Genomic DNA, 14430 nt, shown 5'->3' with positions numbered 1-14430 from the left:
CAAATTCACTAACTTAACGAATTGTGCGTTTAAAACATTCACCCGTTCGAAAAGATCTCATACTAGATAAACCTAAAAATAATCATGCGATTGACTGGGCGATCCAATCTACCAGCGCTAATCTTGCTTGGCGTGTAACCTTGTGTCCTGTCTGTTTTTCATTGACAAATGTGATCGTATTACCATACGATAGATCACCTTGTAATTGATCATAAAAGGTTTTGGCGTGATGGTATGGCACTACCCGATCTTCTTCCCCATGCCAAATAAATAGTGGTCGATTTTGTATTTTTTCTGTATTTATTGAAAGATCATACTGCTTTAAGCTATCAAGCATGTTCATCAGCTCTTGCTTAGATAATGGTAACTCAACACCCTTTTCCTCGGTTTGTCTAATCAATGCTTCGGAAAAAGTATGTAACATTGCGGTTCCCATCATAATTCCTGCTTGTGAAATCCATGGATAACACGTTAAGGCAGCGGCTGTTGTAATTCCTCCCATACTCGTCCCTGCCAGTGTAAAAGATTTATTTTCAATTAAATGTAAGTTATTTAGTTGATCATAAATAATTTTCAAATCCGTTATATTTTTTTGAATAATCTCAAAAAAGTGAAGTTCCAAATGAGCAGAATCGCTATTTTCACGTTCTCCATGTAGATAAGCATCAGGCAGAATCACTCGAAAACCTTGTTCAGCAAGCAAGTAACCAATTGAGAGATTGTCTTCCTTCGCTCCTGTAAATCCATGTAAATAGGTCACAGTGGGGAGAACCGAATCATGAAGTATATCCTTAACACAGATTAAAGCAGGAATCCCATCCCACATTACACGTTCAACTTGAATCACGTTCATCATCCTATCTTCTATTTTGGTCAGAGTTATAAGATTAGCATAACGATATTTATTGAATATTGCAAAAGATTCCCTTTATTTATCAAACTAGAAGTAATTTAACTCTTTACAGGTCAATTAAACTTCTTTAAACTAGTGTATTAGATAGATAGGGGAGATTTAAAATGAATCACAAAAAACATTTAATCGCATTAGATCTTGATGGTACTTTATTAACTGATGAAAAAACAATTTCAGACAAATCAAAACAAGTCCTTCAAAAAGCCCGAGAGGCCGGACATATCGTTGTCATTGCAACAGGTCGCCCTCACCGAGCCAGCCTTGATTACTATGAAGAGCTTAACCTTGATACACCAATGATTAATTTTAACGGGGCTTATTTACACCACCCAGCAGATTCAAAATGGGATGTCTTACATAGCCCACTTCCGATTCGAACAGCAAAAGAAATCATTCAAACGTGCTATGATCTAGATGTTCGTAATGTGATGGCTGAGGTCCTTGGCGATATCTACATTAATCATTACGATAAAGAGCTGTTGGATATTTTTCATATTGATCGAGAGGAAAATCCGATTCGGATAGGCAGCCTTAAAAATCAATTAAATGAAGATCCCACCTCATTAATCATCTATCCTGATGAAGAGCAAGTTGAGGAAATACGTCAAAACCTTACTCGAGATCACGCTTCTGTTATCGAACATCGTAATTGGGGCGCACCCTGGCATATGATAGAAATTGTCCGCAAAGGGATGAATAAAGGGATTGCCTTAGATCGAATCGCACATTATTTCCACATCGAACCTAGTCATGTGATGGCTTTTGGTGATGAAGACAACGACCTAGAAATGATCGAATATGCTGACGTAGGTGTTGCAATGGGAAATGCTATTGATCAATTAAAAGGGATCGCTAAATATGAAACAGCAACAAACCAAGCAGATGGTGTTGCCCTCTTTATTGAAGATTACCTAAAACTTAAGTAATCACCAGTACGTTTTAATCGATAGATTAAGATAAAGTGTCATGATTTAGCTTTATCACTTTAATCTATCCAAACAATTTGCTAGACTTGTGTTGATAATATCAAAAGGAGGATGGTCATGACGGTTATTTCTGAAGCAACACCAAATCCAAATGCAATGAAATTCATATCAAATACACAAATTTTCCCTGGAGATGCAAGCATCTCTGTAATGCCAGGCCAATCCAGTGACTATGATGTACTCAATCAGCTCATGAAGCTTGAAGAAGTCGATAACGTATTCGGTTATCAATTCTTCATAACAGTAAATAAGAAATCTGACATCGAGTGGGATACCTTGATACCAAAGGTAGAAGCTATTATGGAAGAACACGGATATTAAGTATAGAAAAGAGGGGCTATTTGGCTAGCCCCTCTTTTAATTTATGTTCAACTTTTATAACTTGCAATCAACTTTCTCGATTTGCAATCAACTTCTCCGATTTGCAATCAACTTTCTCGATTTACAATCAACTTCCGCAATTTGCAATCAACTCACACATTTTACAAGCAACACACGCTGCAATAAAATCACAACTAATAAAAACAGATGTAGTTTGTTTGAACATTTCCTACATCTGTTTTCTTAAAAGAGACTTATCTATTCATCTTTAATTTACTAACATTTAATTTAATTGCTATCTTTTCTAAAAAAGCCAAATATCCCTGCTGTCTCAACTACATTTGTAAAAGCTTCAGGATCAACCTCATTAATGATTCGTTCTAAATCATATAGCTCATAACGTGTAATAACAATTACAAGCATCGATTTGTCCTCTTTTGTATATGCACCTCGTGCTGGTAGTATTGTCATGCCACGAGTAACCTTTTTATGAATAGCATCTTGTAATTCATCAGTCTTTTTAGTCACGATCATGGCCGTTACCTTCTCATAACGTGTATGGACGGTATCAATAACACGGGTAGTAACATAGAGCGCTAACAGAGTATACAAAGCATTTTCAGGTTCATTAAGTACACCCGCAAGGAAAATGATCACACCATTGATAATCATCAAGTAACTTCCTATCGGCTTATCCTTAACGCGAGATATCACCATCGCCAGAATATCAGATCCACCAGTTGATGCCCCCCATTTTAGCGTAATTCCTACCCCAAAACCGCCAATCACACCACCAAACACAGCATTTAGCATAATATCATTAGATATAGTTAACACTGGAAGTAATTCTAAAAAAGCAGTTGTTGCTAAAACAGATAAAATACTATAGAGCGTGAAATGACGTCCAACTTTAAACCACCCTAATAAACCAACGGGAATGTTTAAAATAAGTAACCAAATACCTGTACTAATAAAAGTAATATTTAAATATTCAGAGGAGAAGGTAGCTAATAGTTGTGCCAAACCAGTAAACCCACTCGCATAAACATCAGCACTTATGAAGAAAAAATTTAATGCCACAGCATTTATTAATGCACCAAATATAACAATAAAAATTCGTTTGGCTTCAAAAAGAAACATTAATGTACTTCCTCCCATCCTAATGTACCATTAAAGTAATTTTAACCAACTAATATTAACTTTAGTCCATTTTATCACAGTAATTTTTAAGAATCTTTTTTGAAAAATGAAAATAATCTTTGACGAATATCATCGCTAACTATAAACTAGAAGTAATCATTATGCAATCATTTTTTAATTTTAAGAATAACTGGAGGGATTTTGTTATGAACGTTCAAATAATTGCCGACTCTGCTAGTGATTTAACCTCTGAGGATTATGAAAAATATAATATTGAGCATGTTAGCTTAACGGTCATAATGGATGGAAAAAACTATTTAGATGGTAAAGAGATTTCTGCAAAAACAGTTTATGATGAAATGCGAAATGGAAAAACACTAAAAACATCACAAGTTGCCCCAGAAGACTTTAAAAAGCTCTTTACAACATATGCCAAAAAAGGACAGCCATCTTTATATATTGCCTTCTCTTCTGAATTGTCTGGAACATATCAATCAGCAACCATTGCGGCCCAAGAAGTGCAAGAAGCCTATCCAGATTGGCAATTAAAAATAATTGATACAAAATGCGCTTCATTTGGTGGTGGACTTGTCGTCTTAAAAGCCGCTCAATTAGCGCAAGAAAATAAATCACTCGAAGAGATTACCGCAACTGCACAATATTATGCCGATCATATGGAACATATATTTACGGTTGATGATCTGGAGTATTTATATCGTGGAGGACGTGTCAGTAAATCGGCTGCTTTTATTGGAACACTATTAAAAATCAAACCTGTTCTTCATGTTGATGATGGCAAACTAGTTCCCATTGAGAAAGTGAGAGGTTCAAAAAAAGTTTTCCAACGTATGCTCGACATTATGGAAGAACGAGGAACTGATTTTAAAAATCAAACAATTGGGATTAGTCATGGTGACGCATTAGAGACAGCAAATCAATTAGCTGAGATGATTAAAACACGCTTTAAAGTAAAAGATGTTCAAATTCGAATGGTCGGCTCAACTATTGGTGCACATTCAGGACCAGGCACCATTGCCTTATTCTTCTCAAATTCAAAAATTCAATAATAGCATAGATAAATAAAAGGTGAGTCGCTTTTGAGCGACTCACCTTTTCAATTCTAGCACATATTGTATTATAGTCGTTCATTACACTTTTACGGTAAAAATCCCCAAGGTAAGCGACCAAAGCCAAGAATAAGGACAATAGCAAGCATAAAGATAAATTGGACCACAAGCCCTTTGTATGCAACACCTTTTTTATAGCGGTGCAAAAACCATTCCATCACAACAATTAGCCAGATACCTGCAACTCCTTTTACAATTACCTCCACCCCATAATCTGACCACACTGGCGCTTGTGTATAGCGATACAATAGCATAAAACCAGAATACAAAATAACTAAGAAAATAATTCGATTAACATTATGGATGACATTCGCAACTTGAGTTTTCCCTTTGTTGTATAAGATCCAAGTTACGATAAATAAGATGATTCCAAGCAACCAACTCGTGACATGCAAATGCATATTAAACATGTTAGCCCTCCTCTTTAATAGTATATTTCCGTGTTTGTGATTACCTAAACCTTTATTTCTTTTACGATAGAAAGGAAAATACTAATCATGAAGATGACTAAATTATTACACAAAAAATGGCTTCAAATCTTAAACCTATTAACTCATTTTTTTTCAGACGATGAATAATAGATAGTTTTCTTATAATACCTCTTAATATCATGATACGAGATTATGGGGTAATATTTTGATCTTACTTATGAACCCCATTGTAGTTGTATACGAGATCTTAATTTTGGGTGCGAACGTACGGATAACCATGTGAACATACCCAAAATAAAGCAGATTATCCATAAAAAAAGCTTTTACTCATAAAGTCTGAGTAAAAGCTTTGGCTTGCTTATTTTATTATTTAACGATTCGACGTACGTGACCGCTAAAGTAATCTGCCCAGTAGCCACTGCTCATGTTTGCTTTGGCGACACCTGTTGATGATTGTGCACCAATGAACTCTCCGCCACCGAGGTAAATTCCAACATGTCCATTTGTCCCATTTGTGTCAAAGAAAACGATATCTCCTGGTTGCATATCACTTGTCGATACTTTCGTTCCCGTTCCAGCTAAAGCGCCTGTACTGGCAGGGACACTAACTCCGCCTTGACCGAAAGCCCATGAGACAAAACCGGAACAATCAAACAAGCCTTTACTAATATCTGATTGTGAGCGTCCGCCGCCCCATTTATATCGAGAATTTCCAATGTAACGTTTACCTGCACCGATGATTGTACCTATGTTACCACTTGCTACATTTGTTGTTTGAACACTTGGCGTTACTTGCGGTGTATCATCTGATTCACTGCTGTATTGAACAATATTTTGTTCCTCTTGTTCAGCTGCAACTCGTCTAGCTTCTTCTATCATTTGTTCAATTTCACGATCTTCTATTTCAAGTTCTGCCACTAACGCTTCACTTTGCGCTTTTTTCTCTTCTAACTGTTCCAGCTTATCTTCTTGTTGTGCTTTTTGTTCAAGCGTTAATTCCTGGATATGTTCTAATTCTAGCTTAGTATCTTCTAATTCTGCTAATTTATCATCTACCAATTGCTTTTGCTCTTCAACCTCTTCTTGGTCAACATACAATTGTTCTAACAAACTTTGATCTGATTGTGTGATTCGAGTAACCAATGAAACACGGTCAATGAAATCAGTAAAACTTTGAGCGCCAAACAAAACGTCAAGATAACTGATTGATCCGCCATTTTTTTGTAGTGCAGATGCTCGATCCTTTAACAGATTGTGACGACGGTCAATATCATCTTCGAGCTGATCAATTTCCTCTTCTAACGCACTAATTTCTCCTTCTTTTTCCTCAATATTTGCTTCTGTTTTAGCCACTTCTTGATCATTGGATTCGATAACTTCATCAATCAAGTCAATGTCTTCCTCAATCTCTACCAGTTCTAGCTGAATTTCTTCTAAATCTTTGCGTTTTTCATTGAGCTCCGATTGTAATTCTGAACGCTCTTCTTGCAAAGTACCTTCCGTTTCTGCGTTCACAACACTAGACATAGAAGGAAACATCCACAGTATTCCCATTCCTAGAACAAAACTAACAACGACTTTTTTACCACTCACGTAGCTCCACGCTCACTTTCTTATGTATAGTTTATCATTTCTATATAAATCTATTATGTTTTATTTGAAAACATGCTAGTTTTTAACCAGCAACGCTAGTATAACATTGATTAATTTCAAGACGATGATAGAATTGTTACAATTATATTTCATTTTTGAAAATAAACCTTCTTTTACATTACAATCTTGATAAAATACGTCCATACAAAGGACTCATCCATTGTGACTATTTTGTGAAATTTTGATGAATGACGTTTAAAATAGTCGATAAGGTTTCACTATCAATTTGACCAGGTGCAGAAGCTTGACCTGCAGCGCCGAAAGTAACTGCCGAGCCAAATACTTCACCCATTAACCGTGTTACTAAACCAACTCCGCCCATGGACATTGTAATGAGTGGGATATTAATCATGTCTTTCATTTTATTGGTCACACTTAGTAATCTAAGGACATCTTGAGTATTAGTTGGGGTAACAGCGATCTTTGCTACTGATGCACCAATTAATTCAGCTTCCTTTAATCGATTAATCAGCTCTTCATTTGCTGGGGTTTTTTCAAAATCGTGATTTGAAATAATCGTATGTACACCTTGCTGTTTAGCTTTTGCAATAAGCGGGTCACGTATTACAACAGGTTGTTTTAATTCGAGATCAACAAAGTCAATTAGATTAGACATCATGGCTTTCTCATTGATAGCAAGATAATCTTGATCAGTAATTTCTCGTTGGCCACCTTCTTGTTTGGTTCGATAGGTAAAAATAAGTGGAATATTTCGAATATGTTGATGAATGATCTGCAAAGGTAATTCAATATCATGACTTGGATAGAAATCCACTCGCCATTCTACTAAATCGGGCTTTTTTTCTTTTATTTGAATAACTTGCCGCTCAATTTCTGTAACACTTTGTCCAGTAATAGGAAGGCAAATCTTTGGTTGTCCTTCTCCAATTGTCACATTTTTTACTTTTAACATTCTCGCCACCCTGACTTTATTATAATTATTTTGATATTATACCACGTTTTTTGAAAAGCTTACATCCTTTCATTACATGACAATCAATGATTTATCTCAACCTGGGCATAGATTATCTTTTACCTCTTAGAAAAATTGCTTTATTAGACCTTCAGCTAAATCTTTCTGCCCTAGACCCGGGATTAAAAATAAGAAAAACAGCTATTCTTATGATGTGAACTCTTCGAAACCTGGTTTTACTATCAAAAAGTTTATAAAATAACTAAATCTTCACATTTGTGTGAAGTAAAATCTAACCTTTACTTAAACAATCATCAGAAAAACTTATTCTTTAAAAAAGACTCCAATCGTCAAAAATTATGCCGATTGGAGTCTTTTGAATTGTGTTTAATCTTCTTGTCTTTTTCTTCGGAAGATAATGAGTGATACCCCAGCGATTAATAAGCCTAGGCCTGCACCAAATAAATTGAATATATTTGTTGCTGTTTTAGGAAGTGTTTCTCCACCTGAGGGTTCTTCCGGGTCTTCAGATGGGTCTTCTCGGTCTTCAACTGGTGTTTCGGGATCTTCTGGGTCTACATAAGTGTTGGTTACTGTCAAGCCATCTTCTGATATAGACTTCTCATAATGTTCTGGTACATTTACTTCATCTACAGTGTATTCATAAACGTTTCCGTCTAAATCAGTTTCATCCAATTCAGTCCAGATAAATTCTGTTTCACCATTTTCTAGTGTTACGGGATCACCATATTCTGCTCCATCTCTATAGAGCTGTAGTTCTATGGTTGGTTTTTCTGCTGGACCATTTTCCCACACTTTCGTTCCCGTTACTTCTGTTTTTGGACTAACATAAGTGTTGGTTACGATTAAACCATCATCTGAAATAGTTTTCTCATAATTTTCTGGAACTTCGACCTCATCAACAGTATAAGCATACACATTACCATCAATATCCGTTCTGTCTAAGTCAGTCCAGGTAAATTCTGTTTCACCATTTTCTAGTGTTACGGGATCACCATACTCTGCTCCATCTCTATAAAGTTGTAGTTCTATGGCTGGTTTTTCTGCTGGACCATTTTCCCACACTTTCGTTCCTGTTACTTCTGTTTTTGGTATTACATAAGTGTTAGTAACCGTTAAACCATCCTCAACCTTTTGATAGTTTTCTGGCTGGTAATCATTCCCTTCAGCATCTACTTCCAGTACCGAAAAGATATATTCATTTCCCGCACTATCTGTTCTTGTGAGCCCAGTCCAAACAACTTCGGTTGTACCCTCTGCTAGCTCTTTAATTTCAGCTTCTTCTTCTGGTACAATTTCTGGTTCTTCACCTTCAATGTGTCTCCACAATTGGAACCAAACTGTTGGTCTGTCTTGTGATCCATTTTCCCAAACCTTTGTAGCCTTTGCACTTGCGTCTGTTGGGCTAACATAGCTGTTAGTTACCGTTAATTCATTTTCAGCTTTCACATAGTTTTCTGGTTCGAAATCTTCTCCTTCTGCATTTACTTCTTGTACAGAGTAGATATATTCGTTTCCTTCTCTATCTGTTACAGCTAAATCTTCCCAAGTTACTGATGTTTCACCATCTTCTAATGCTTTGATTTCAACATTTACTGCTTGTTTTTCTTCGTTTTCGATATGTCTGAATAGTTTAAACCAGACTGTTGGCCTATCAGATGGTCCCTGTACCCATTCCTTGGTTGCAGTAACATCTGATGTCGGTACAACATAAGTGTTGATTACAGTTAATCCATCGTCTGAAATAGTCCTCTCATAGTTTTCTGGGACTTCCACTTCATCTACCGTATAGTCATACGCATTTCCTGCTGCATCTGTTGCATCCAATTCTGTCCACGTATAGTCTGTTTCACCGGCTTCTAATGTTACGGGATCTCCATGCGCTTCGTCATCTCTGAACAGTTGAAGTTGGATTGAATCTGGACGATTATTTTCACCATCCACCCATTCTTTTGTTCCTGTTACTTCTGTCTTCGGAATGATATAAGTGTTGGTTACAGTCAAACCGTCATCTGAAATAGTTTTTTCATAGTTTTCTGGAACTTCCACTTCATCTACCGTATAGTCATACGCATTTCCTGCTGCATCTGTTGCATCCAATTCCGTCCACGTATAGTCTGTTTCACCGGCTTCTAATGTTACGGGATCACCATATTCTGTTCCATCTCTATAGAGCTGTAGTTCTATGGCTGGTTTTTCTGCTGGACCATTTTCCCACACTTTTGTTCCTGTTACTTCTGTCTTCGGAATGACATAAGTGTTGGTTACAGTCAAACCATCTTCTGAAATAGTTTTTTCATAGTTTTCAGGCACTTCTACTTCATCTACCGTATAGTTGTACTCATTACCGTCGATGTCTGTTTTGTCTAAGTCAGACCATGTGTATTCTGTTTCGTCATTTCCCAGCTCTACTGGGGCACGATACGGTTCGCCATCTCTAAATAGCTGCAATTCAATTGATGGTTGTGGACCACCATCCCATACTTTTGCTCCAGTGATAGTGATTTTTTCCTTGGTGTTTTCGAAACTTTTTTCGGCATACACATAATTATCTGGGTTATTACCAATTGCAGTCTCTACTTCAATTTCCAAATCTTCCTCAGATAAAACATAACCATTTGGTGCTTCAACTTCTCTTAGATAGTAAGTTCTAAATGGTAAGTTTCCTATTTCAAGAACACCATCTTCAGTCGTATACTCTTGTTCACCAAATTGTTGTTTTTCACCATTTAATTCATACCAAAGTGTAAAAGTCGCTTCATTATTTGCTATTGTTTCGTCAGTTTCACCATCGACTTTTGTCACTTTTAAAGCTCCTCTACTCCGTGACCATTCGCCACCTGCGTCAGAAAATTGTCTAGCACTCATTTTATCAGACTCTACAAACTGTTGATCAATAGCCGTTCCATTTAATGAGATGCTGTTACCAATTTCACCATTTGTTTCTGTTACAACAGTTGTATATCTTAAAACCAAGGTGTCTACTAAGTCTTCAGTAATATCAATGACTAGATTTGTTTCCCCAGTAGGTTCATCATTTTCATCCGTCACCGCTACTACATCAAGATCATAATCAGTTCCTTCTTCTAGGGCTTTTTCTTGATCTTGTAATCTATAAACTTCAAGACTATCTGCTAAATAAACGTGCCCTGCACTAATCGTGTCTGTAATCACAGCATCTTGAATAATTGATAGGCTTTCATTGACTTTGACTTCCCACTCGACTTCATCACCTGTGAATACACGATTACCTTCAGCATTAACTGCTCTTTTAGCTAAGAAATCATCATGCTCATTATAATTCAGAGTTGCTGAATAATCGTAATCTACATCGCCAGCTGTAACGGTTGCGTTGTTAGTATACTTTTCTTTTGAGATGTCAGGTACAGATGTAGTAAATTCAATCACATATCTTTCGGTTACTTCAAAATCTTCTGCGAAAGTTAAAATAAATTTGCCGTCTTCATCAGTGTTCACTGAATAACGGTCTCGATCTAATGCTGGTCCATTAACTTCAGTTTCACCGTCAGAATCTACATCATAAACCGATACTTGGATACTATCTGCGTCAATATCACCTGCATAAGCTAGTTCATCTGTTACGACGACACCTGTTCCAAGGTTTTGTTCTTGATAGTTAAGGTAGAGCTGCCAGGCAATCTTTCTTTCACTACCACTTTCCCAACCATTTACTGCATTGCCTTCGTCGTCAAAATGAACCAATTGACCTTCTTTTTTACCACTATTCCAAGAATCTCCTCGCACTCTGTGATCATCATCATCTTCTTCACCAACAGTGTTCCCATTCTCAGTTGTTCCATCAAATTTAGCTTTATTTCTATAAAGTTCTTTTTCATCTTCATTAGAATGAGGTATCAGAAGCTCCCCATCAACTTCTACTTCCGGATCATAAGAGGTAGTGAATTTGACGACTAGCTCTCCATCAGCTATTACTCTATTAAAGGTAATTGTAAATCCATTTTGATATCCACCATCAATAGGTGCAACAGTATAATCTGTCCCCGCTTCAAGATCCTCTTCACCAAGTTTAATATCAACAGTATCTGGCAACAAGATTAGTCCGTCATTCGTGAAAGTATCTGTAATAACAAATCCAGAATTAATATCTTCTCTTACTGGATTGACATTCAAACGCCAATCAATTGTTTTTTCGTTGTAGTCAATTCCAGCGAAACTCTTATTATACGTGTTTTTTGCTGGTGCAATATTAGCATTGGCATTTTCTCCATCTGGACCAATACCATCACCAATCATGCCAACATCATTATTAAAGTTATTAATTGTAAAATCAGTGATTTCTGTTGTATATTCAACTTTAAGCTGTCGCGTTCCTACATTTCCTAAGTTGATAACGACCTCTGTTCCACCATCGGCATTAGAATCAAGGTTGATATTAACAGGGGTATATTCATTTCCTGCTTCGTCAGTAATAACAATATCATCTTCATCAATCGCTAATCCTCCTGGAATTAAGTCTGTTAATACCACATTTCCAATTGGATGTCCTGCTTCGTTAACATGAATGGTCCAAGTAACAGTTTTATTATCATAATCAACATTGGATGCTCCAACTTTTCGAAGAATAGGATCTCTTTCAATAGTAACACTTGCGTCATCATCATTTAATTCATCTTCACCATCATATAAGGTCGCTTCATTCTCGAATCCATTTCCCTCTAAATATTCTCCGCTATTTACATCTTCCCAATCAATAGTCGTTTGAAATTTGATTCGATAAGCGTCCTCCCGGTCTAGCTCACCTAAGTTTATCGGGAATTCCGTAAATGAATCCTCATGAGCTTCTCCCTCAATCCACCGACTTCCGTTTTGTGTAATTCTAACGACTTCGATACTATCTGGGTCTACGGTTAAACCATCAGGCAGGCTATCTTCTACTATCGCTTCACTAATTAAACTGCCATTCTTATTGACATCAATCTGCCACTGAATAACATCATCGTCAATTTGCCAACCATCTTTTTCAATTGGATTACTTCTTGTCAAGCCACTCACTGTATCATCAGCTGGCAAACTGGTATCACCATATTCAAATGTTGCCTCATTGGTAAATGATTCTGCTGCATAATTTTCAATGGTTGTTGTATATTGGACACGATAACCATTAAAAGGAGCGATTGTACCTAAGTCAATCGGGAATTCAGATGGGTTTAGCGTTGACGTGACATCAGCACCTTCTTTTATATCCCCATCATAGCCAACATTTAGCTCATGGATAACAAAATCTCTAGCTTCTCCTAAACCGTTAGGAATGTTATCCGCTAATGTTGCCTCAGTTATTTCTTCTTCATTAGTATTAATCACATCGATCGTCCAAGTAATTTCTCTTGCATCATGCCGCGTATCAGGATGACCTTCTTTATCAATTCCACTATGCTCTAAATTTGGTTTTGCAACAACAGTAAGGTTTTGATCATTACCGTCATGGAATGGAATCTCTTGTTCAATATTTTCTCTAAATTTGTCCATATTGAACTCTAATCCAAGATTGACATATCCATTATGGACATCATCATTCTCAATATTTTCATTAAATACAAATCTAAGAACACCATTTTCAACGTGATAAGTTCCTACTTCTGTTCCTTCGACTTTGATTGGTTCTTCTGGTGTTGTAACAATCTCGAAGGCATCAGAAAGACGGATCGAGGCTGTGTCACCAGCCTGTGCATTCATTCCTTCTGTGTTCCAACTGAATTCAAGTTCTGCAATAGTATCTTCGTCTATTTCAATAATATCTCCGTCAGAAATGTTTTGACCACCAATTGTCAAATTTCTAAATGTAAAGATATCTCCTAACTCTTTTTGGGGTCCAACATTAGCCGGATCGATCGCTACACCCTCATCGTCGTCAACGTCTATGGCTTCTTCATCGTCAACAACTTCTTCAGTTGCCGTTGTGTCCTCTGTTTCCTCAGCGACTTGATCTACCGTCGCTTCTTCTTTCACAGTGGCATCCTCTTCTTTAGCAACTTCTTCTTCTTGTTCTTCCATCGCTACTCGTAACTTTAAAGTTCCGTTTGCTTCTGGATATTCTAAAGCTTTTTCATTAAACGTTACCGTAATCTTATCTTCTGTCGTTCGATAAGTAGCAACATCTATTTCTGCGTTTCCTGCCAAAGATAAAGTACCCTCTTGATCTACCCATTTAACAGGAGAATTAAAAGCTACAGATTGATCTATCTCTTCTAATTCATAGTTTTCAAGTGACCAATCGAGCTGTAGAAAAACACCGTCATCCTCCGCAGAATAAGAGCTTTCAGTAATATTTTCAAAATCAAACAACTTGTTAGCCTTGTTTCCTTCTGTATGTGCCGTTTGCAGTGGAGCTATTCCTGGCATAAGAGCCTGGATTACAATAAGGAAAATCATGAGTAAACTAATTTTCTTTTTCAAATTAACCCGCCTTCCTTTTTATTATTTAATTCTCAATTACATATTTAATTGAGAATCACAAGTTATCTTGCACCTCCCATTTAAATATTTTCTCTATCTTTAAAATGATCTGTTAGCTAGATTGACTGAATAATCATCGCGTATTGTTCTATTCACTATTATTTAAGTTTAGCTAATGGATGGTTCTAGCTAGCAAACAGATACATTCATAAAGAGCTAACACAAAATCCCCCACACATTCTTAAATTAGTTAATGTCAGGTCATAACACTTAATAACGAGATTATTTTTAAGCATGTTTCATACTTTTGATAGAGTGAGTCACCGCAGTTCTAACCACCCATTTGACTCCTGTTCAGAATAGAGAGGAAAATAAGTATATTTAGGGGATAAGAATGGATATGAATAGCTTCTTTCACCCTAATGTTTCAACAAAATTAAGCATGCTACTTGGATTTCTTGTAGTTAGTGGGATATACAGGTATTTTATT

General features: G+C 36.6%; 9 protein-coding genes. 3 read left to right on the top strand and 6 right to left on the bottom strand.

The features are described from left to right. Positions 1 to 82: 82 nt before the first annotated feature. Entirely contained in the window at positions 83 to 853 is a 771-nt protein-coding gene (locus tag ACS127_RS09985; RefSeq protein ID WP_440894896.1) for an alpha/beta fold hydrolase, read from the bottom strand. Between the two features lie 164 nt (positions 854 to 1017). Between ACS127_RS09985 and ACS127_RS09980 the strand changes: the two genes are divergently transcribed. Further along, entirely contained in the window at positions 1018 to 1839 is an 822-nt protein-coding gene (locus ACS127_RS09980) for a Cof-type HAD-IIB family hydrolase (protein WP_440894895.1), read from the top strand. 117 nt (positions 1840 to 1956) lie between these two features. Beyond that, entirely contained in the window at positions 1957 to 2220 is a 264-nt protein-coding gene (locus ACS127_RS09975) for a NifU N-terminal domain-containing protein (protein WP_440894894.1), read from the top strand. Between the two features lie 288 nt (positions 2221 to 2508). On the opposite strand, the gene ACS127_RS09970 is transcribed toward ACS127_RS09975, so the two are convergent. Further along, the gene (locus tag ACS127_RS09970) at positions 2509 to 3360 is read right to left on the bottom strand and encodes a YitT family protein (protein WP_440894893.1); all 852 of its coding nucleotides are present in this window, start codon (positions 3358 to 3360) and stop codon (positions 2509 to 2511) included. 206 nt (positions 3361 to 3566) lie between these two features. Here ACS127_RS09970 and ACS127_RS09965 point away from each other — a divergent pair, with 206 nt between their 5' ends. After that, positions 3567 to 4427: a DegV family protein gene (locus ACS127_RS09965; protein ID WP_440894892.1), complete on the top strand. Its 861-nt coding sequence runs from the start codon at positions 3567 to 3569 to the stop codon at positions 4425 to 4427. 89 nt (positions 4428 to 4516) lie between these two features. Here ACS127_RS09965 and ACS127_RS09960 read toward each other — a convergent pair whose 3' ends face one another. The 4 genes from ACS127_RS09960 to ACS127_RS09945 all read right to left on the bottom strand — a co-directional run bounded on the left by ACS127_RS09960 (position 4517) and on the right by ACS127_RS09945 (position 13886). Beyond that, positions 4517 to 4897 (bottom strand): YisL family protein, encoded by a 381-nt coding sequence (locus ACS127_RS09960; protein ID WP_440894891.1) that lies wholly within the window; start codon positions 4895 to 4897, stop codon positions 4517 to 4519. 387 nt (positions 4898 to 5284) lie between these two features. Further along, positions 5285 to 6511 carry a coiled-coil domain-containing protein gene (locus ACS127_RS09955; RefSeq protein ID WP_440894890.1) on the bottom strand — a complete coding sequence of 409 codons (1227 nt, stop codon included), beginning with the start codon at positions 6509 to 6511 and terminating at the stop codon, positions 5285 to 5287. Between the two features lie 226 nt (positions 6512 to 6737). Further along, positions 6738 to 7484 carry a type I 3-dehydroquinate dehydratase gene (gene aroD / locus ACS127_RS09950; protein ID WP_440894889.1) on the bottom strand — a complete coding sequence of 249 codons (747 nt, stop codon included), beginning with the start codon at positions 7482 to 7484 and terminating at the stop codon, positions 6738 to 6740. A 387-nt stretch (positions 7485 to 7871) separates the two neighbouring features. Next, positions 7872 to 13886 (bottom strand): Cna B-type domain-containing protein, encoded by a 6015-nt coding sequence (locus tag ACS127_RS09945; protein ID WP_440894888.1) that lies wholly within the window; start codon positions 13884 to 13886, stop codon positions 7872 to 7874. Positions 13887 to 14430: the final 544 nt, after the last annotated feature.

This window comes from Amphibacillus sp. Q70, from assembly GCF_052055485.1.
In the GTDB taxonomy this organism is placed as follows: Bacteria; Bacillota; Bacilli; order Bacillales; family Amphibacillaceae; genus Amphibacillus.
Note: the sequence above shows the minus strand (reverse complement) of the source record. Positions and strands in the feature narration are given on the sequence as shown.